The sequence below is a fragment of the Nostoc linckia z4 genome, assembly GCF_002608075.1.
GTDB classification, from domain to species: domain Bacteria; phylum Cyanobacteriota; class Cyanobacteriia; order Cyanobacteriales; family Nostocaceae; genus Nostoc; species Nostoc linckia.
In genome coordinates this window covers 24,565-45,499 of record NZ_LAHA01000039.1, presented here as the reverse complement: position 1 = coordinate 45,499, position 20,935 = coordinate 24,565, and the positions used below count along the sequence as shown (strand labels likewise).

19 protein-coding genes are annotated in these 20,935 nt (G+C 42.0%); 11 read left to right on the top strand and 8 right to left on the bottom strand.

Features of this window, described 5'->3' with window-relative positions; all coding sequences use genetic code 11:
* Positions 1-28: 28 nt before the first annotated feature.
* Entirely contained in the window at positions 29-877 is an 849-nt protein-coding gene (gene btpA, locus VF06_RS25490) for a photosystem I biogenesis protein BtpA (protein ID WP_099068566.1), read from the bottom strand.
* A gap of 801 nt (positions 878-1,678) precedes the next feature.
* Between btpA and rimO the strand changes: the two genes are divergently transcribed.
* The 3 genes from rimO to VF06_RS25475 all read left to right on the top strand — a co-directional run bounded on the left by rimO (position 1,679) and on the right by VF06_RS25475 (position 5,444).
* Positions 1,679-2,998: a 30S ribosomal protein S12 methylthiotransferase RimO gene (gene rimO, locus VF06_RS25485; RefSeq protein WP_099068565.1), complete on the top strand. Its 1,320-nt coding sequence runs from the start codon at positions 1,679-1,681 to the stop codon at positions 2,996-2,998.
* A 112-nt stretch (positions 2,999-3,110) separates the two neighbouring features.
* Complete coding sequence (locus VF06_RS25480; RefSeq protein WP_099068564.1) at positions 3,111-4,643, top strand: DEAD/DEAH box helicase; 1,533 nt, start codon at positions 3,111-3,113, stop codon at positions 4,641-4,643.
* 222 nt (positions 4,644-4,865) lie between these two features.
* Positions 4,866-5,444: a Uma2 family endonuclease gene (locus VF06_RS25475; RefSeq protein ID WP_099068563.1), complete on the top strand. Its 579-nt coding sequence runs from the start codon at positions 4,866-4,868 to the stop codon at positions 5,442-5,444.
* A gap of 23 nt (positions 5,445-5,467) precedes the next feature.
* Here the strand turns inward: VF06_RS25475 and VF06_RS25470 are convergent, their stop codons facing one another.
* Both VF06_RS25470 and VF06_RS25465 read right to left on the bottom strand, forming a co-directional pair.
* Positions 5,468-6,415, bottom strand: coding sequence for an aldo/keto reductase (locus VF06_RS25470; RefSeq protein WP_099068562.1), 948 nt, complete (start codon positions 6,413-6,415; stop codon positions 5,468-5,470).
* Between the two features lie 373 nt (positions 6,416-6,788).
* Positions 6,789-8,597: a PmeII family type II restriction endonuclease gene (locus VF06_RS25465; protein ID WP_099068561.1), complete on the bottom strand. Its 1,809-nt coding sequence runs from the start codon at positions 8,595-8,597 to the stop codon at positions 6,789-6,791.
* 274 nt (positions 8,598-8,871) lie between these two features.
* On the opposite strand from VF06_RS25465, the gene VF06_RS25460 reads away from it, so the two are divergent.
* The 4 genes from VF06_RS25460 (at position 8,872) to VF06_RS25445 (ending at position 13,778) form a co-directional block, all read left to right on the top strand.
* Positions 8,872-10,356 carry a BCD family MFS transporter gene (locus VF06_RS25460; protein ID WP_099068560.1) on the top strand — a complete coding sequence of 495 codons (1,485 nt, stop codon included), beginning with the start codon at positions 8,872-8,874 and terminating at the stop codon, positions 10,354-10,356.
* Between the two features lie 249 nt (positions 10,357-10,605).
* Positions 10,606-11,412 carry an inositol monophosphatase family protein gene (locus VF06_RS25455; RefSeq protein WP_099068559.1) on the top strand — a complete coding sequence of 269 codons (807 nt, stop codon included), beginning with the start codon at positions 10,606-10,608 and terminating at the stop codon, positions 11,410-11,412.
* A gap of 386 nt (positions 11,413-11,798) precedes the next feature.
* Positions 11,799-12,341: a hypothetical protein gene (locus VF06_RS25450; protein ID WP_099068558.1), complete on the top strand. Its 543-nt coding sequence runs from the start codon at positions 11,799-11,801 to the stop codon at positions 12,339-12,341.
* Between the two features lie 480 nt (positions 12,342-12,821).
* Positions 12,822-13,778: an MDR/zinc-dependent alcohol dehydrogenase-like family protein gene (locus VF06_RS25445; protein WP_099068557.1), complete on the top strand. Its 957-nt coding sequence runs from the start codon at positions 12,822-12,824 to the stop codon at positions 13,776-13,778.
* Here VF06_RS25445 and VF06_RS41250 read toward each other — a convergent pair.
* The 5 genes from VF06_RS41250 to petP all read right to left on the bottom strand — a co-directional run bounded on the left by VF06_RS41250 (position 13,761) and on the right by petP (position 17,139).
* Complete coding sequence (locus tag VF06_RS41250; protein ID WP_180267357.1) at positions 13,761-13,928, bottom strand: hypothetical protein; 168 nt, start codon at positions 13,926-13,928, stop codon at positions 13,761-13,763. The genes VF06_RS25445 and VF06_RS41250 overlap by 18 nt on opposite strands.
* 52 nt (positions 13,929-13,980) lie before the next feature.
* A complete protein-coding gene (locus VF06_RS25435) occupies positions 13,981-14,268 on the bottom strand; it encodes a hypothetical protein (protein WP_099068588.1) in 288 nt (95 codons plus the stop codon).
* A 277-nt stretch (positions 14,269-14,545) separates the two neighbouring features.
* Complete coding sequence (gene chlG, locus VF06_RS25430) at positions 14,546-15,592, bottom strand: chlorophyll synthase ChlG (protein ID WP_099068555.1); 1,047 nt, start codon at positions 15,590-15,592, stop codon at positions 14,546-14,548.
* A gap of 134 nt (positions 15,593-15,726) precedes the next feature.
* Complete coding sequence (locus VF06_RS25425) at positions 15,727-16,827, bottom strand: Get3/ArsA fold putative tail anchor-mediating ATPase NosAFP (protein ID WP_099068554.1); 1,101 nt, start codon at positions 16,825-16,827, stop codon at positions 15,727-15,729.
* Positions 16,828-16,947: 120 nt separating this feature from the next.
* The gene (gene petP / locus VF06_RS25420; protein ID WP_099068553.1) at positions 16,948-17,139 is read right to left on the bottom strand and encodes a cytochrome b6f subunit PetP; all 192 of its coding nucleotides are present in this window, start codon (positions 17,137-17,139) and stop codon (positions 16,948-16,950) included.
* Positions 17,140-17,353: 214 nt separating this feature from the next.
* On the opposite strand from petP, the gene VF06_RS41245 reads away from it, so the two are divergent.
* From VF06_RS41245 to VF06_RS25405, 4 genes are all read left to right on the top strand, one after another.
* Entirely contained in the window at positions 17,354-17,524 is a 171-nt protein-coding gene (locus VF06_RS41245) for a hypothetical protein (protein WP_180267356.1), read from the top strand.
* A 44-nt stretch (positions 17,525-17,568) separates the two neighbouring features.
* The gene (locus VF06_RS25415; protein ID WP_099068587.1) at positions 17,569-18,324 is read left to right on the top strand and encodes a Uma2 family endonuclease; all 756 of its coding nucleotides are present in this window, start codon (positions 17,569-17,571) and stop codon (positions 18,322-18,324) included.
* Between the two features lie 236 nt (positions 18,325-18,560).
* The gene (locus VF06_RS25410; protein ID WP_099068552.1) at positions 18,561-19,406 is read left to right on the top strand and encodes an ABC transporter permease; all 846 of its coding nucleotides are present in this window, start codon (positions 18,561-18,563) and stop codon (positions 19,404-19,406) included.
* A gap of 151 nt (positions 19,407-19,557) precedes the next feature.
* Positions 19,558-20,904, top strand: a complete 1,347-nt coding sequence (locus VF06_RS25405; RefSeq protein ID WP_099068551.1) for an ABC transporter ATP-binding protein — start codon at positions 19,558-19,560, stop codon at positions 20,902-20,904.
* Positions 20,905-20,935: the final 31 nt, after the last annotated feature.

Below are 20,935 nucleotides of genomic sequence, written 5' to 3'. Positions count from 1 at the left end.
TCATAACTCCTCACTCTCTCCCTATTCCCTAAGAATGTAATTTCACTTGTCCTGGTGACTTGCTTTCACTTTTAGAGTTCCAACTACGACGTGCGGCTTCTACAAATTGACTAACGCGAATGGGGTCAATTGTTTGGTCTATCCGTCCGTGACGTTTCAAGGAACTGGAAACTATGACACCATCTGCTGCCTGCATTAATGTATCAATATTTTCCCAATTTGCCCCACTACCGATGAACACTGGTGTTCCAGCTGCTGCACCACAAGCTAGTTCTAAATCTTCTAAGTTAGGAGGGCTACCAGTAGCCCACCCAGACAAAATCACTCCGTCTGCTAAACCTCTTTCAATGGTGTCTTTAACGGCAACTGTGAGATTTGGAGAACTTAAAGGACGGGCGTGTTTCACCAAGACATCGGCCAGGATTTTAACATCGCTGCCCAACTCCCGTCGATACCGCAGTAATTGATGGGCTTCTCCCTCAATTAATCCCTGATCGGTTGCCATCACTCCTGTGAGGACATTGACGCGGATAAATTGTGCCTGGACACAGCTAGCGATCGCCATTGCACTTTTGGCATCGTTTCGCAACACATTCAAGCCCACTGGCAATGTCACCAAATTCTGTATCCGCTGCACCACCATCGTCATGGCACTCACAACCACTGGATCTACTTGGTTTTTGGTAAACGGCGCATCGAAAAAATTCTCCACAATCATGCCGTCAACACCTCCGCTTGCCAAGGCTACGGCTTCTTGTTCGGCGCGGTCAATTACCGCTTTGAGGCTACCTCCCCAACGGGGCGAGGTCGGCAGTGGTAGCAGGTGAACCACGCCAATAATCGGTGAGCGAGTTTTAAACAGCTGATATAAGTCCACGTCTTTAATTATTGCGAGGGATTGGGCTATACAGACTAGAGATTAGAGGCTAGTACTACAACACCCAAATATACCTACAATTCAAAATACCCGAAAAGCTTGACTCATCAGCTTTTTGAATTTTGAATAATTTTGCATAAATCAATTTTACAAAATTCGGCGCTCACAACTTGGCACTCCCTGTTTGCCCCATGCCTATGTCTCCTTGTGTCCTGGTCTCTTTTTTGAAATTGGTCGGTTTACTGCCTCCTTCCGAAGATGGAAATTGGCCTCAAACTTGTCATAAGATATGTTAAGATAAAACCTGGCTACAAGAGGAGTTTGCCACTCACAACACGCAAGGCAGCTTTCCGTGGTTTAGGGGTCTTTTCCGCGCGCAGTCGTGGGACTTGCCGTTTGCCAGGGTAGCATTACTGCTTTATGGGCGTAGTCGCGAAGGCGATTTCCCTGAGGGTAGCGACTTCTCACAACAAGCCCTTTGGGCGGCTTCCCGATGGGGTAGGTTAACAACGCACACGCTGTGGTAATGTAAAATACCAATAGGCCAATTGTTAAAAAACATTACAAGTGTCAAATGTACCCAAAGACACTTAAATTTACCCTGGGAAACAAATTGATAGAAGTATCATAACATGACCTTTATTTTTATTATTATCGATGGGGTCATAGGTAAACGGGGATTTACTGACAGTGGAAATTCACCTCTGTACATCTTCTTATGAGGATGCTGATAAAAAAAAGCTTGCGTCAGTACTGGAATGAATTTGATTACAAGAAGAGAACTGAAAATTTTTTCAAAATATGGGTGACAAGCCAACAATTGCCATTTCTCACCTGGGCTGCGAGAAAAATCGAATAGATACAGAACACATGTTAGGAATGCTCACAGAAGCAGGCTACGGTGTAGATACAAACGAAGAGTTAGCAGATTACGTTATTGTCAATACGTGTAGTTTTATTGAAGCGGCAAGACTTGAATCTGTCAGAACTTTGGTAGAACTGGCAGAAGCGAACAAAAAAATTGTGATTACTGGCTGTATGGCGCAACATTTCCAAGAACAACTTTTGGATGAGTTGCCGGAAGCAGTAGCTGTGGTAGGTACAGGTGATTATCACAAAATTGTAAATGTAATTGAGCGTGTAGAACAAGGCGAACGGGTTAAACAGGTTAGTATCGAACCAACCTACATTGCCGACGAAACTACACCGCGCTATCGCACTACAACAGAGGGGGTAGCTTACCTCAGGATTGCCGAAGGATGTGATTATCGTTGTGCGTTTTGTATAATTCCTCATTTAAGAGGGAAGCAGCGATCGCGTACTATTGAATCGATAGTCGCTGAAGCTAAGGAGTTAGTTAGTCAGGGAGTACAGGAAATTATTTTAATTTCCCAAATCACGACTAATTACGGTTTAGATATTTATGGTCAGCCAAAGCTAGCCGAATTACTCCGCGCTTTGGGAAAGGTAAATATACCGTGGATTAGAATGCACTACGCTTATCCCACGGGATTGACACAAGACGTAATAGCGGCAATCAAAGAAACACCTAACATCTTGCCTTATCTGGATTTGCCCTTGCAACATTCTCATGAAGAGATTCTCCGTGCCATGAACCGTCCCTGGCAAGGGCGTGTGAATGATGGGATTATAGATCGCATCAAAACGGCACTACCAACAGCCGTATTGCGGACAACATTTATTGTTGGTTTCCCAGGAGAAACAAGCAAGCATTTTGAGCATCTACTGGAATTCGTCCAGCGGCATGAATTTGACCATGTTGGCGTCTTCACCTTTTCACCCGAAGAAGGAACCCCCGCCTACAACCTGCCAAATCAGTTATCTCAAGAAGTGATGGACGAACGCCGAGAGCGACTGATGGAACTCCAGCAACCGATTTCCTTAAAGAAAAATCAACAGGAAGTAGGCAAAATCGTCGATGTCCTGATTGAGCAAGAAAACCCTGAAAGTGGTGAATTAATCGGTCGTTCAGCTAGATTTTCCCCAGAGGTTGATGGTCAAGTGTATGTCCAAGGACAGGCAAAGTTAGGAACCATCGTACCAGTAGCGATTCACGAGGCTGATACATACGACCTATACGGTCAAGTTGTTAATAACTAATTAGTCATTAGTCATTAGTCATTAGTCATTAGTGAATAACCAATGCTCCATGCCCCATGCCCAATGAGCAATGACTAATCCAAAAATCCTTAGATAAAATTTAGGAGAATTGATGAATCTTTCGTTTCAAGAATTAGGTATTTCCCAAGAACGCGTCGAGCAGTTAGAAAAAATTGGCTTTACCACACCTACTAGTATTCAAACCCAAGCAATTCCCCAACTGTTGTCGGGTCGCGATGTGGTAGGTCAATCTCAAACTGGGACGGGTAAAACAGCAGCATTTTCACTGCCAATTTTAGAACGGCTGGATATTAATCAAAGAGCTGTGCAGGCGTTGATTTTAACACCAACTCGTGAATTAGCTATGCAAGTTCACGATGCCATTGCCCAGTTTATCGGCAATGACGGATTGCGGGTGTTAGCAATCTACGGCGGTCAATCAATTGAGCGGCAAATGCTACAGCTCAAACGTGGCGTTCACATTGTTGTTGGCACTCCAGGACGAGTAATAGATTTGCTCGATCGCGGCTGTTTGAAGCTCGATCAAGTAAAATGGTTTGTCTTGGATGAAGCCGATGAAATGTTGAGCATGGGCTTTATTGATGATGTAGTAAAAATCCTTTCCCAAGCACCTACAGACAGACAAACAGCTTTATTTTCGGCGACAATGCCGCCCTCGATTCGCCAATTAGTGAACAAATTTTTGCGATCGCCAGCGACAGTCACCGTTGAGCAACCAAAAGCCGCACCCAACAAAATCAACCAAGTAGCTTATTTAATCCCCCGCCACTGGACAAAAGCCAAAGCTTTACAGCCGATTCTGGAAATGGAAGATCCAGAAACAGCTTTAATCTTTGTCCGCACCAGACGCACCGCCGCCGAACTCACCAACCAACTGCAAGCTGCTGGTCATAGTGTAGATGAATACCACGGTGACTTGTCACAGCAAGCACGGGAACGTTTATTGAGCCGTTTCCGCAATCGTCAAGTACGTTGGGTGGTAGCAACTGATATTGCGGCACGCGGATTAGATGTCGATCAACTTTCTCATGTGATCAACTACGACTTACCTGATAGCGTAGAAACCTACGTTCACCGCATTGGTCGTACTGGTCGTGCTGGTAAAGAAGGAACCGCAATTTCTTTAGTACAGCCATTTGAACGGCGCAAGCAGCAGACATTTGAACGTCATAACCGCCAAGCTTGGCAAGTGTTGTCAATTCCCACACGGGCACAAATTGAAGCACGACACATCCTGAAATTGCAAGAACAAGTGCGGGAAGCTTTAGCTGGCGAACGTTTGGCTTCATTTTTACCCATCGTCAGCGAATTAATTGAAAAATATGATGCTCAAGCCATCGCCGCCGCAGCATTGCAAATCGCTTACGACCAAACTCGTCCTGCTTGGTTGCAATCCGATGTAGAAATTCCCCAAGAAGAACCCGCCACTCCCAAACCCAGACTCGCCAAACGCCGCGATTCTGGAAGCGATCGCCCCCGTTCTAGCTGGAAATCAGATAGCAACACTGGTGACGAAGAAAGAAGTGGTACTCCCAAGCCCAAACTGCGGACAAGCCGTCGTGATGCTTCTGTCTCACCCACTCCAAAGTTAGGCTCGCCTACAGCTAGGGAATCTGCTTCATAATTTAGAAGTTAATGAATTTTGGATTTTAGATTTCTAATTTTTACTTCAATCCAAAATTCAAAACTTGTACTGAGCTTGTCGAAGTATTCAAAATCTAAAATTGAAAGAGTTGAGAGTTACGAGTTAAGATTTTGACTTTGGACTCTTGACTTTTTGACTTTTTGGGTATTTTTTCTACAAGTTTGTAGGAAGATAAATTAAAGATGCATTCTTCGTGGTCTTATGTTCAGTATTCCAGACTTAGAGCAACTACAAGCAGAGCATCCAGAATGGCAGATGGAGCTAGTAGACGGAAATATAGTTGTTATGGGGCCATCAGATTATGAATCAGAAGAAATAGGTATAGAGTTTGCACGACAGCTAGGTAATTGGGTACGCCCACGAAAATTAGGACGGGTGACTGGTTCCAGCGCTGGTTTTATTTTGCCTACCTTAGAAACGGAAAACGGTAAAGAAGCTGATAACGAAAAACGAAATCTCCGCGCTCCCGATGTGTCTTTTGTTCGTGCCGATCGACTTAAAATCAGCAAGCGCGACTTTGTGGAACTCGTGCCTGACTTGATGGTAGAAATAAAATCCAATTCAGACAGAATTAAACCATTGGTAGAAAAGATTCAGCTATTTTTACAACTGGGATCTACAGTTGGTATCCTCATCGATCCTGACAAATTGACGCTCACAGTTTATCGCCTCAACCAAGAACCGATAGTTTTGCAGGACAACGACAAACTGACACTACCAGACTTATTACCAGGTTGGGAACTAGTAGTGTCAGAACTTTGGCCTTTGGTGTTTGAGTAGAGAGACGTTGCAATGCAACGTCTCTACAGCCAGGGACGGCTAACTTTTTCTAACTCTTGAATTTCATCTTCGTTCAATCTCCAACCCAAAGCGCCGGCATTTTGACGTACATGTTCGGCTGTCTTCACACCGGCAATGGGAATGACGTTACCCTGGCAAATTAACCAATTGAGAGCAACTTGGGCTGGAGTGCGATGGTATTTTTCTCCGAAACTGCGTAGCAAAGATATTACTGGTGCAATTTTTTGTAAGCCTTCTTTAGTAAATCTTGGGTCTATTTTTCTCGCACCAGTGGGAGTTTCAGGACTATCAATAGTGTATTTGCCTGTGAGTAATCCCTGAGCTAATGGACTATAAGCCAACAAAGTCACACCTAATTCACGCGCAGTTGCCACAATACCCTTACTTTCAATTTGGCGACTGAGTAAAGAATAGCGTACTTGGTTCACAGCCAAAGGCACTCCACGGTCTGCCAATATTTGATGGGCGTCTCGCATTTGCTCTGCTGAGTAATTACTCACACCCACTGCGGCAATTCTACCCCGCTTTACTTCATCGGCTAAAGCATTCATCAGAGTTTTTTGGCTTAAAAAGAAAGCAAAAGGCCAATGCACTTGGTAGAGGGCAATTTGCTCTACTTGTAAGCGTTTAAGACTCTGTGTCAAAGCATCAGACACAGATTGACCTGTAAATCGCCACGGTAGAGGGCCAAATTTTGTGGCGATTTGCACAGGTTGTTGTGTCTGTTGCATAAATTCGCCCAAAAATTTCTCTGATAATCCCATTCCGTAGACTTCCGCAGTGTCGAAGAAGTTAACACCAGCTTCTAGCGCTGCGGTGAAGGCTTCTTGTAACTGTTCTGGGCCGTAGTCATTGCCATAATTCCAAAAGAGTTTATCACCCCAAGCCCAAGTACCTATGCACAAAGGTGTAACAAGTGGGCCATTTTGCCCCAATGTAATGGTTTCCACGGTTGCAAAATAAAATTTATTTACATTTCTTTACTTTTTTAGTGTAGCGTTACAAATAAGGCTGCGAATAGGGCATTCTACATTAAATACAGGACTTACGCAAAATCATGAAAAAACAAACCGCAAAGACGAGGCAGTGCGTTGGGCGGGTTCCCCGACTTGAAGCAACTGCCGTGCAAAGTACACAAAGTAATAAGAGTTTCAGAGAATTTTTGCGTAAGTCCTAAAATATTTGGCCCATCATTTTTGAAAGTTCTAATCAGTCACAAGTAAGAAACATTGGTGATATTTTTTGTACTGGAGAATAATCGACTTACATAGATATAATTTTGCTCGATAGACTCATAAAACTTATATTCAGGAATCTTTTCTTCTATTCTTCAAAATCTAGCGCATCTGCCAAATCCAGAGGTTCTTCTAAATCTGAATCCCTCTCTTGTAGTTCCAATGTCATCTGTTGAGATACTACTTCTAATTTGAAATCACCTTTTTTAGATACATAATCAACAAGCTTAATCCAATCAATACGGCCGTTACTGGTAAAATACTGCATAAATTCAAAAGTCATTTCATTAACTTTTGCATCCAGAGTAGATTTAAAAAGTTCATCCTTTTTCTTGGCTTCTTCTCCGATGGGAACAATCATCTCTTGGTAAAGGTTGGGATCTTCTGAAATAAATTCCCAAAATTCTTGACCTGCGTATTTGAAATATGTTTTCTCGGAATCTATATCTTCCTTGAAAGGATTACTATCTTTACCATACATACAACCATTAACAGCTACTATTTGGCTTGTAACAGCTTGTTCGATCAAAAATTGTCTTGCTTTCTTAAAGTTGTCTTTCATCTTGCTAATTTGGTCTGAGTTACCCCAATTAGTACCAGATTTAATACCTACAATATAATAAGTGTCATTTCGTTTAAACTCTAAGTCAACACTGTTGAGTTTTGATTTAAAGCCACCGTATAAAGTTTCAGATATATTTATTGCAAAGCCTTCTAACAAATTGCCAAAGATTGTTTCTTCTTGTGAAGACAGAAATGCACTAATTATGCTATCCACAAAATCTTGAGCGCGCTCAAGATTTTTTGCCTTAAATAAATAAGTGTTTTTACGCTTAATAACGTCTTTAAGTTTTAATTTACTCAATTTCTCAAATCTTTTGTCATAGAAAGGTGTAAGAACATGTTGAACTAAATAATCATGATAGATTTCATAATCTGAGCCAACCACACTTAAAACCTCATTATTGTATTGGTTAATATTTTTCACAAGTTGAGATTTAACAATTGCTGTTTGAATATTCAGATTTGCCAGTTCACAATATTCTTTTTTAATCTCAATTCCTACATAATTTCTACCTAGTTCTTTAGCAGCCACACAAGATGTTCCTGAACCCGCAAATGGATCGAGAACTATATCATCTAAATCAGTGAATAGCTTGATAAACCATGAAGGAAGAGTTTTAGGAAAAGCTGCACTATGGTTTTTATTTCCACATTCAGTTGCTAAATGTAAAACATTAGTTGGATAAGCCATTTTACGCTCCAACCAATTAGATATATTCTTACCAAACCCACTGTCAACTTTAGAAGTATCACGTCTTTTATCAGTGTCACTCAGATTTTTGAGACGCGACTTTGCCCAATCTCCCATAGGAACCATGACAGATTCCTGATACATCTTAAACTTCTTTTGCTTGTTAAAGTGTAAGCAACGCTCCCAGGAATCACGGAAACGATTAGACCACTTTCCAGGATAACTATTTTTCTTATGCCAGATATATTCTTCAGTCCATAACCATCCTTGTTTCTGCATTCCTAAAATTAATTTCAATACATATGGATGTCTTTCTCCATCAACAACTTTCTCCTTAATATTAAGAATGAAAGAACCTTCGGGTTTTAGAACTCTTTTTAGCTCTAGAGCTATTGTCAGAAACCAATCTGTATATTCATCTGGAGCAATTCCTCCATAAGTTTTTTTTCGACTATCAGCATATGGAGGCGAGGTGACAATTAAATCAATGCTTGCAGAAGGTAGCTTTTGTAATGCTTCTAAACAATCACCAAGAATTAATTTATTCTTCCAACTTTGCGGATTATCCTTGTCTACTAAGCCCAATTCCTGAATAAGAATTTCTTCAGATCCCAAGGTAATGTTTAGTGCTGCTTCTAGCATTGCCGAACCTCTTAGACTAAAATTTTGCTTCGCCAAAAATACACTAAAGACGAGTATGCGGCGCTTTATTTTACCTTAAAAGGTGTAGAGACGCTATCTAGTCCTATAAAACTCAAGGTATTATGACATTTACTTTGGCTGCTGATTAGCAGCGCCTAACTCATCCTAAATTCTGGAGATAAGTAGGGTGCGATCGCTCCTTTGCAGCAAGTAGGGTTTATCTTTATTTAAAGAGAGAGAGATTAAATCCTATAAAGCATAAGAAAAAGTAGCTATGGCCACCAGCGATATTTCACCGAATCCGGAATCAAATCCCTCGGTATCTTTGCAATCATTACCCAGGCTTAATTTATTCACAATGTTCCGACTGGGTTTGTTTCAGATGGGATTGGGCATCATGTCGCTTCTCACTTTGGGTGTACTGAATCGAGTGATGATTGATGAGTTAAAAGTCTTGCCATTAATCACAGCTGCTGCTATAGCCATGCACCAATTTGTCAGCCCTGCACGTATCTGGTTTGGGCAAATGTCCGATGCCAAGCCATTGCTGGGCTATCATCGCACTAGCTATGTCTGGATTGGTGCAATCTTATTTACAACTATATCTTTCTTGGCTGTGCAAGTCGTTTGGCAAGTAGGTAGTAGTTTGCAAGCTACTGGCTGGAGTTTGCAAACTTATAGTTGGGCGGGAGTACTGGCTTTAATTTTTGCCGGATATGGTTTAGCCTTAAGTGCTAGTTCCACTCCTTTTACTGCTCTTTTGGTAGATGTTACCGATGAAGATAACCGTTCTAAATTGATTGGCATTGTCTGGTCAATGCTGATGATTGGTATTGTGATTGGAGCGGTAGTTAGTTCCAGGTTGCTAGAAAGACCAGAAATTTGTGGGGCGGCTCTTTTAACTTACAATCCTTCTGAGGTCAACAAAGTTGTTGACATCGCTAAACTCCAATCCACAATCAACCCGGTTTTTATCATTATGCCTGCCATCGTCTTTGGACTATCAGTGCTGGCAACTTTCGGCGTGGAAAAGAAATATTCTCGTTTTAGTTCGCGTTCTTCTTTAATAGGTAGAGAAGACCAAATCAGTTTGGGTACAGCTTTACGAGTACTCACTGCTAATCGCCAAACAGGAGTATTTTTTGGTTTCCTATTGGTGTTGACTATTAGTATTTTTATGCAGGATGCAGTTTTAGAACCTTATGGTGGTGAAGTTTTCGGGATGTGTATTTCCCAAACCACCAGACTAAACATTCCTTTTGGCATAGGTACTCTCATTGGAATTTGCTCTACTGGTTTTGTACTTTTGCCCCGCTTAGGGAAGAAACAGACTACTAAAATTGGCTGTATCAGCGCCGCCCTTTGCTTTGGCTTAATTATTATGTCGGGATTTAGCGCTAACCCAGGTTTATTGATGGGTAGTCTGTTTTTTTTCGGTCTGTCATCTGGAGTCATCACAGCTGGTGCTACCAGTTTGATGTTAGATTTGACTGCTGCGGAAACGGCGGGTACATTTATTGGGGCTTGGGGATTATCCCAAGCAATGGCTAGGGGACTGGCTACAATCCTTGGTGGAGCAGTATTAAATTTAGGTAAAATGCTGTTTCCTTTGCCAGTGTTAGCATACAGTACAGTGTTTGCGGTGCAAGCAATAGGAATGCTTGTTGCTGTTTGGTTACTGTGGCGAGTGAACGTCAAAGAATTTCAGACAAACGCCAAAACTGCGATCGCGTCTATTTTGTCAAATGAACTCGATTAAAATAATTCGTAATTGATAGAAGAAAGGCAGGAGGCAGAGGGCAGAAGGCAGAAGGAAGAAAAAGGTACAAACCAAGCCGATTTGTGGGCAAAAAAATTCAAAACCCCAATAATTCAAAACCACCAAATCGGACATTTTAGTGTAGTGTTCTCACAAGAATTACGAATTAGTAATTAATTGAACTTTACCCTCCCAAGCAAAGATGTAAAAGTCCTTTGCCTCTTTCCCCCTTTGCGCGAGAATTAATCAATGAATGACTTTTGGAATACGATTGTTGATTTTGCCCAAACAACCACTACCAGAGTGGGAACGCGATTAATGCAGGATTTTGGGCAAGTACAGGCTTTACAAAAAGCCGATGGTAGTTTGGTGACGCAGGCTGATAAATGGGCAGACCGGGAAATTGGAGATGCCATCGCTTCTAATTTTTCTGGTTACGGTATCCTTAGTGAAGAAAGCGAACGCTCTTTTCCTGGTACCGAGTGGTGCTGGGTAATTGACCCCCTCGATGGGACAACTAACTTCACACGGGGTATTCCTATTTGGTCAATTTCTCTGGGCTTGCTGTATCAAGGCACTCCCATTTTTGGTTATGTTTACGTACCGCCCCTGAATCAAGCTTTTCATGGTTTTTGGCCTGGTTCATCTGGGATAACCACACCAACCGGAGCATTTCTCAACCATCATCCCATCCACACTAGCAGCGATCGCCCCAGTAACAATCACTTTTTTAACCTTTGTTCCCGCAGTACCGCCATTATCCGCAATGGTTTTCCGTGCAAAATCCGGATGTTGGGCGTAGCTAGTTATAACTTTTTGACAGTTGCGACTGGGGCCACTCTAGGGGGAATTGAGGCGACACCAAAAGTTTGGGACATAGCAGGTGCTTGGGTAATTGTCCAGGCTGCTGGCGGAGTTTGGTCATCGCTGAATTCTCAACCGTTTCCCTTATTAGCTGGTGAAGATTATAGCGATCGCTCTTTTTCTACCCTCGTGGTAAGTCGCCCAGAATTGCTTCCGGTATTTGAACCTTTTGTCCAAGGTATAAAACTTTAAAGCCTATTTTATTGCTACCGTTGACTGTTGAGTGTGAACCGTTAGCAGTCAACAGTCAACGCATACTATACAAAAATAAATTAAACCTTTGTTAAAGAAAGGTTTCAGTATAATTAAAACTCCCGTCCATGATTTGGCAAGTGAGACTACCAGTATAAATGCTAATTTGCAGAGTGTTGGGGCTTGCCTTACACTGGGTCACTGACCATAGCAAAGTGGTGATGATCGGGTATTACGCTTTGAAATTGCACAGTCACTCATGAAGTTTGTTGACAGATAACGGTTAACAGTTAACTGTCATCTGTCAACAGCCAACACGAAGAGATTAGCATTTTTCAATGCAAAGGCAGCCTAACCCATGTGACGACAGCGATATATAAAAATTTATGTTATCTAATCTAGATTTGCTTCGAGACTTTATCCAAAACTCCATCTACAAAAAAGACATTTTATTGTCAAATCCTTCTTTCACAGCGCAAACAGTTTATAAAGCTAACCAACTGAGTGCAAAATCTGAAGGTGTGGTTGCGATCGCACAAATATCTAAAACACCATGTCAATTCTCAATTTCTCCAAGCTCATCCCATTGGGAATTGATAAATCAGGCATTAGCAGAATATAGTTATATCCTCAAAGGAGAAATTGATAGTCGAGGTTTCTATCAGTATGAATACTGTGAAATTCCCAAGGGCTATCAGATGCAGTGTACTAAATCTGTAATGCTATGGCGGGCTTGGTGGAAGTATCGTAAGTATACCTCAAGACCAGGTATTCCCTTGGAACTTTTGATTAGGACGCGAGATTCATGGTATCCAATCAGAGATTTAATTATTAGTGATGGACTTCTCTATATAAAAACATTAGGAAGCGAGATAGCACTTGATTCCAACGATTTGGTTACTTGGTTAAATAAAATTGAAGTAAGTTAATGCAACCTTATAGAATTTTGGATTTTAAATTTTAGACTTCGACTTTGCTCAGTCGAACGATTTTGGATTGTGGATTTTCTGTGTTTTCACACAGAAAGGAAGTGGAGAGCAAACACAAGAATAATTGATAATAAGTAGATGGACATAAATAAATATAATATGTTCTGTCATTGCGAGCGAAGCGAAGCAATCCCAGAGACTTTGCGATTGCTTCGCTTCGCTCGCAATGACATCTTAGATTTAATCATGACTATCTACTTATAATATCCTCTTTAGGGTAAATCAAGTACACGCTTCATTTTACATAAATTGTTATACTATATACCAATTATTGCAGCGCATACTAAACTATTAAGCTGGAAAATTGCACATTTACTCATCTTGTTGACAGTTAACAGTTAACCGTCAACAGTCCACAGAAAAATATATCCTGCGTTAGATGCGCGACACTTTACTATTTTTATTATCCCTGAAACAGTAATGAAAGGACTCTGGCTCGAAAACAACCAATTGCAACTACGCACAGATATTCCCATTCCTGAACCGCCAGCAGGGGAAGCTTTAGTACGCGTCCTACGTGCAGGTATTTGCAATACTGACGTAGAATTACTTAAAGGGTACTATCCTTATACTGGTATTCTAGGTCATGAATTTGTCGGTGTTGTGGAACAAGGGCCAGAACACCTAGTTAACAAACGTGTAGTTGGGGAAATCAACGCGGTGTGCGGCCATTGTCGTTTTTGTCGTAGCGGACAGCCGACTCACTGTGAAAACCGAACTGTTTTAGGTATTGTCAACCGTCACGGAGCCTTTGCTGATTATCTGTGTTTGCCAGTAGACAACTTACATTTAGTACCTGATAATGTGCCAACAGAAGTAGCAACATTTACTGAACCTGTAGCAGCAGCTTTGGAAATTCAACAGCAAATACCATTACATCCAAACAATCGCGTGCTAGTAATTGGAGACGGTAAACTGGGGCAGCTGGTAGCCCAGACACTAGCTTTAACTGGTTGTGAACTTTTGGTTGTAGGGCGTCATCAAGATAAACTTACCAACTTAGAGGCACGGGGGATTAAAACAAGTATTGCTAATGCCGTCACAGATGGATATTTTGATATCTCAGTAGAATGTACTGGCAATCCAGAAGGATTTGCCATCGCTCGTCGTGCCCTACGTCCTCGTGGTACATTAGTCCTGAAAAGTACCTACGCTGGCAACCTCAGTTTAGATGCTTCTTCTTTAGTTGTGGATGAAATCACCCTCATCGGTTCGCGTTGCGGCCCCTTTCCCCCAGCACTGCAATTGCTAGCCACAAAACAAATAGACGTACAACCCCTAATTCATGCCAGCTACCCTCTAATTGAAGCGCTGACAGCTTTTGAACAAGCCCAAAGCCGTGGAGTTTTGAAGGTCTTGTTAGAAATTAGTCATTAGTCGTTGGGCATTGGGCATTGGGCATGGGGCATTGGGTATGGGGAAAGGGAAAGGGGCAAGGGGAAAAGGGGAAAGATTAAATTTATTCCTTTTCCCTTTTCCCGGTTGGTGAGCTTGCCTGTCCTGAGCTTTGTCGAAGGGTCGAACCATTAACCTTTTCCCCTGCCTTAAGAGCCTCCCCATCTTCTCCATCTCCCACTTCCTAATACAAATAAGGATTCGTCTTCGGTTGATAGTCAGAACAATCAATTGCTTCTTCTGTGTTGGCGATAGATGGGTGGACAGTGCATTTTAGACGGTAATTATCGGTAAAATATTGGCAACCAGCACAGGGAATTTGATGCATTTGCTTGGCTGTGGCTACGCTATCTCGTGCCGCCGCCCAAATATTTAAAATAGCCAGTATACTTACACCCCAGGCAATTACAAAGCAAATCGGAACTAACAAAGGTTGAATTCCACGAATGAGGAAATAGATCGGTTCTAGCACGGCATTTCCTGACATAAATTAGGAGTTAGAAGTATATTACCTCTTAACTCCTAATTCTTAACTTCTCACCATAGAAGTATAAGTTTATGACTTTAGTGCTGGGGAGATGGGGAGATGGGGAGATGGGGAGATGGGGAGATGGGGAGATGGGGATGTAGCTTTAGCTTCTCTTTGAGAGACGCTAGCGCGAACCCGCAGGGTGGGAGACAAGGGAGACAAGGAGAATAAATCCTGATTTTCCAGTCACCAGTCATCGGTCATCAGTCAACACTTTTTATCAAGTGCCAGCATGACCCAGCGCTATACCAACAACTAGCATTCCCAGAACTAGGAATGGTTGGGCGCTACCTTGGTATTTAACGTCATTAGCTACAGGATCGCGTAAAAAATAGATATTCTGCAAGATGATTTGCGGGATGATTAACAGTAGAAGTATACCTGCGTACAAATTCTGATGGATGTAGATGAGATAAGCTGCAATCAATCCTTGAAATACATCAATTGTCAGTACGCAAATCCAGGCGGCGGTGGTAATACCAAACATTACGGGTAGTGAATTTAACCCTAACTGTCGATCGCCTTCTACGCTCTTGAAGTCGTTGACAATGGCAATACCTAATCCCGCTAAGCTGTAGAACATTGTCAAAACTACAATTGTAGAATTGAGTTCGCCAAATAAAGCGTGTCCTGTACACCAAGGCAGGGTAATATAGCTTGCACCCAAGGCGTAGCTACCCAGCCAGCCGTTTTGTTTGAGTTTCAGAGGAGGTGCAGAATAAATATAGGCGATGAAAGAACCGATAATGGCGATGGCTGTGATTGTGGGGAATTCATGACCAGCCCAGACATCAAGCAAAAATGATAAACCAATACCAGCAATGAGTAATACCCAAATCTGCGTAATTACCTGGGTTAGAGAAATTGCACCAGAGGGAATGGGGCGATAGGGTTCATTGATGGCATCGATTTCGCGATCGTAGTAATCATTGAGGATTTGGGTATAACCTGTCATTAATGGCCCCGCAAGGAACATACAGGCTGCTACCTTCAAAACATTCTCTAGCGTCCAAGTATAGTTACCAGAAGAAGCCGCACCACAAACTACGCCCCAAATTAAGGGAATCCAGGTGATGGGCTTCATCAATTGCAAACGGATTTTCCAAATTGAAGTTTCTCCTGGTGATGCACCTTTCATCCCCAGCAATTGCCGAGTTTTGGCGGTGCGATCGCCAGATATTATTGTTTGGTCGCTAGAATTATTGGCCACTGAGTCTAATGCCTCAGCCGATTTGGAATCTGGGGTAATGGGAGTTAATTCTGACATAAGGTGTATTTTTTTTAGAGTGAGGAGTTAGGAGTTAGGGAGTTATGAGTTATGAGTTAGGAGTTATGAATTATCATTTTTATTCCTAACTCCTGACTTTTAACTCCTAACTTTGCTTCTAATTCCTAACTAAATTAAAACGAAATTATCAAATAATTATTTTGAAACTTTGCTCCAGCAACAGCTTTACCACTTAGAGCCGGGGGGAGGGAAATATTCCGCCGCTGGTCTCCTGCTTCCACCGTGACTTCTGGGCCATACTGGGTGAGTTTGACCTGTTTTTTGTCAAATCCTGGTAAGAATAAGCGTACCTGCCGATTGTGGATGTCAATTTCAATTGGTTTAGGAGCCTGTGCTGCTTGGGCTTCAAAGTTAGGTAGGGCATCTATGAGTGTTTGCCAGTCTCCTGTTGGGGAGTCAGAGACAACGCTCACAGGTAAGGGTGTAAATTCCTCTGACAGTTGGATGTTTGTCTCAGAAGATACAAGCAAAACGCCACCAACTGTTAGACCAATTTGCTGAGCGCTACCCCACAAATAACGGGCAGTTGCTACTTCAATGGGGTCATGTGTGGTGACTAAAAAAGCTGCAACGCGCTTGGGATCGCTCAGAGCAGCTCTTCCTTGGTCTAAGAAATTATTAACTTGGTTAGTGGGCTGAGCAAAGTTGTCTGCTGTCCAATTGACATTGAAAAAGCTACTAATCAGTGGTTGAATTAACGGGGATTCGGCAATTGTTTTGCCTAAATCAGAGTTGACAAACAATTGTCGGAATCGCCTGACATACCAACTTAGAGACTCTGGCAATCCCAGCATCCGCAGGGTCAAAGAATCACCTGTGCCATCATAGACAATCGCATCATATTTGCCACTGGCGTCGTATTCCCGGATAGCATTCAAGGCAAGGGCGCTGTCCATTCCCGGCAATGCTACCAATTCTTGACCAAAAACGTCTTTGAATATGGGTGTGCGGAGGTATTGCGCCTCAAGTTTCTTGACTTCTTCCCAGTTGCTCTCTAGTAGTACAGATGCTTGGAACTGTACCGCTTGCAAATTGGGTGCGATTTCCTGAGGTTCAGAACTAACAGGAGTACCCAGCAGGATGGACAGTGCTGGTTCTGCCAGTCCTGCTAAAAGTACCCGCTTGCCTTGGCTTGCCAATAACTTGGCGGCGGCGATCGCAATTTTGGTGCGAGCGGTGCCGCCTTTACCCAAAAATGTCAATATTAGAGCCATTATTTAATTCCTCTTTTCACCGCCGATCTTCAACTCCAACTTAGCACTCAATAAAGATTCTCAACCTGGGCTATCACTTCAGATTCAACACAAAGAAGAATCCATATCTGAGTTTTTTGCCTACACAGGCTTGATTTCATCTTCAAAAAACCAAGTGGAAGAATTATCCTCAAATTGCACCACTACACCGATTCCTTTACCATCGGTGACTTTGTACCCTTGGATAACACCTACTTGTCCTAATTTTTTCGCAATGGGAGCAGAAACGCGATCGCGCAAACGATAAACTTTAACCTTTTGTCCGATTTCCATGCCAGATACAATGCAATAAACCAAGTCTCAGTTTAGCCGAATCCGGGACTCAGGTCTCATAAATTAAGAGAGAAGTGGGGAGGTGGGGAGGTAGGGGAGATGGGGAGGCAAGGGAAAAGGGAAAAGGTTAAAGGGAAAAGGGAAAAGGAATAAATTTAATCTTTCCCCTTCCTTTCCCCCTTGCCCCTTTCCCTTTCCCCATGCCCAATGCCCAATGCCCAATGCCCAATGCCCAATGCCCAATGACAAAAAGCTTAAAATTAAATCAACAACCAAACAAGTACATACCTTTCTCAGAGCGCAACAGGCAATATCTGAGGCACAAGTGAGGTTGGAGAAAGAACAATTGCGATCGCAACGGTTGGCGGAATATTTGCGATCGTAGGAGTAAATCCTGATAGTTTGAGTTAAACAATGAAGGTAACAGTGATGTATCAAACAGATCCTCCGCGCCCACCGCAAGAAACCATGCCTACGATGTATGATTTACCCAGTGAATTAATAGGGGAATCGGGTTTGCCAGATGAATTTCACTGCATTCAGGCGGATTTACTCACTGAGACTTGTCAACCTCTGACTTATCCACCAGAGGAAATTTTACTCGCTAGCGATTTAAATCTTTATTATGACCCGCGCCACACTTTATGGTACAAACGTCCTGATTGGTACATGGTTCTAGGAGTACCTAGCGCTACTCAACAGCAAGACCTACGCTTAAGTTACGTCATTTGGCAAGAGGGAGTTGTGCCTTTTTTAGTGGTGGAATTACTCTCACCTGGTACAGAACAAGAAGACTTGGGAAAAACCCTACGGGAGGTCAACCAGCCCCCAAGCAAGTGGGAAGTCTATGAACGGATTTTGCGGATTCCCTACTACGTTATTTATGACCGCTATGAAAATCATTTGCGTGCCTTTCAACTTCAAGGGACTAGCTACGAGGCAATATCTTTAATAGAGAACCGCTTTTGGTTGCAAGAATTAGAATTAGGATTGGGTCTGTGGCAAGGTACTTATCAGCAGACAACAGGCTTGTGGTTGCGTTGGTACAATGCAGCAGGCTGGATGCCAACATCAAAAGAAAAAGCCGAACAAGAACGCCAACGGGCTGAACAAGAACGCCAACGGGCTGATAGATTGGCAGAGTATTTGCGATCGCAGGGTATCGATCCAGATAGTTTGAGTTAGCTAAAAAACTTGCTCCTTTGACAAACAAAGCAGTATTGCCGACAAAAATTTATATTTGTAGTTAAAATACACTTGCCAATAGCGGATTTATTGTATAATCGGCACATTTTGGATAAGATTTCATAGCAACAATTTATTCTCCAAAGAAGACAAACGTACTTTAATTGCTATAAAGCTTTATGGAGAACAATTAGGTGTGTAAGTAGTGAACGAGGAACCAAAAATTGTTACAGACAATGCGAGGTTTTGTACGTAAAGCGGGAAGACTGAGGCGCATACTGCCTGTAAATGAACAATTATGGGCAAAATTTGGCTTGCTAAGAATTTTGGTAAAGCGAGATTTAGAGGCGCGATATCAAGGTTCTGTTTTAGGCAATTTATGGCCTTTGGTAAATCAGTTATCACAATTACTGATTTACACTTATGTATTCTCCGTTGTCCTGAGAGTAAAATTAACTCTCAAAACTTTACCAGAAAATAACTTCACCTTTGGTTTGTGGATATTTGCAGGCTTACTTGCCTGGATTGCTTTTACAGGGGGTTTGATACAGTCTGCTAGTTCAGTAGTAGGACAGCCGAATTTAGTCAAAAAGGTTGTATTTCCCCTAACTTTGTTACCACTCGTGCCAATTTTATCTACGTTCATTGAGAGTTCTTTGGGTTTAATGGCATTGATTTTTTTTGTGGCAGCAATTTCTCATACTTTACATACTACCTTGGCGCTATTACCCTTGGTTTGGCTAACGCAGTTATTACTAACGGCAGGGTTGGGTTATTTTGTTGCAGGACTAACTGTCTTTTTACGAGATATTCCGCAGACTTTAGCGATGATTTTAAATATTTGGTTTTACGCAACACCGCTTGTTTATCCAGCATCAGCAATTCCAGAGCAATGGCGCAGTTTGGTATTCTGGTTAAATCCAATGGCAGCGATCGCTGAAGTTTATCGTGACATAGTTTTAGTTGGAGAAGTCAAACACTGGGGCGAGTGGGGAGTTTCCTCACTAATTGCGGTTTTAGTGTTTTGTGGAGGATTGTCGTGTTATCGTCATCTGCGTCCAGCATTTGCAGATGTGTTGTAAACTTGCAGTTGAATAGGGTAAAGTTCCTTAGCTAGAGATACCAGGGTTGATTATATAGTGGCATCTGGCACAATAAGTGCGTAGGCATAGCCCGTCGTAGACATCGCATTTTAGCCTTAGTGTGTGGGTTTTGAGGATTGACGGCAAAAGTATGGGTGAAGAAATTGCTATTTCCCTTAAGAATGTCTCCAAGTGTTTCAAACGCTACAGCCGCCCTGTCGATAGGCTCAAAGAAGTTTTGCTACCCGGCAAGAGTAGAACAGATGAATTTTGGGCACTTCGGGATATCAACATAGAGATTCCCAAAGGACAGACTGTTGGAGTAATTGGACGCAACGGTTCTGGAAAAAGTACATTGTTACAAATTATAGTGGGAACTCTCACCCCTTCAACTGGTGATGTGCGAGTCGATGGCCGAGTTTCTGCTTTATTAGAATTAGGAAGTGGTTTTAACCCAGAGTTTACTGGAAGACAAAATGTCTTTTTTAACGGACGATTGTTAGGATTGAGTCAAAAACAAATCGAAGACAGATTTGATGATATTGCTGCTTTTGCCGATATCGGCGATTTCATCGAACAACCCGTTAAAACTTATTCTAGTGGTATGTATGTACGCTTGGCATTTGCTGTAGCAGTCAATGTAGATCCAGAGATTTTAATTGTTGACGAAGCACTTGCTGTTGGAGATATTGTATTTCAACATCGTTGTATGCGGCAAATGCGTGCGATGATGGACTCTGGAGTGACAACATTATTTGTTTCCCACGATGCCGGCGCAATCAAAACATTGTGCAATTCAGCGATCATGATTCATGACGGGAAAGTACATACCACAGGATTGCCAAATGCGGTTGTAATTGAATATTTAAAACTAGTTACAGAACTTGAATTAGGTTTAGCACAAGAAGTTGAGGTTAATTCCCAAAAACAAGTAAATACCGTTGTAAATAAAGAAACACAAGCTTCAAACCCTCAAAATAGCGATATTTCATCTCTAAGTTCAAGTTTCAGCAAGGCAACACGCAGAGGAAGTGGAAAAGCCAGAATAGAAAGCGTAAAAATCCTTAATCATTTGGGTGAATATGCTGGCGAAAATCCCATTCTTGCATTTGATGAACAAGTAACCTTAATTGTGAATTTGAAAGTTTATTTTTCCCTAAAAAGTTGTATTGTGGGCTTTTATATATGCGATAAAAATGGAAATGAAGTAATTGGTAGTAATACTTTAGAAGAAAATATAAAAATAGGAGAATTAGAACCAGGAGAAGAAATAGAAATTAAATTTAAATTTAATTTACCTCTTAGACCTAGTTCTTATAGCTTAACAGTTGCTGGTTCTGAAAGCTATGAAGCTCTTAGCTTTGACTGGATTGATAATATCATGGTTTTTCAAATTTTGCCCCCAGAGACTGGAAAGCACATTCATGCTTTAGTAGCTCAACCGATGGTTGTTGAAGTAAACAAAGAAGTCTTACCAAGAATAGCAACACAAGTTTAATTAATGTAAATATCACTAGACTCTTAGTAAT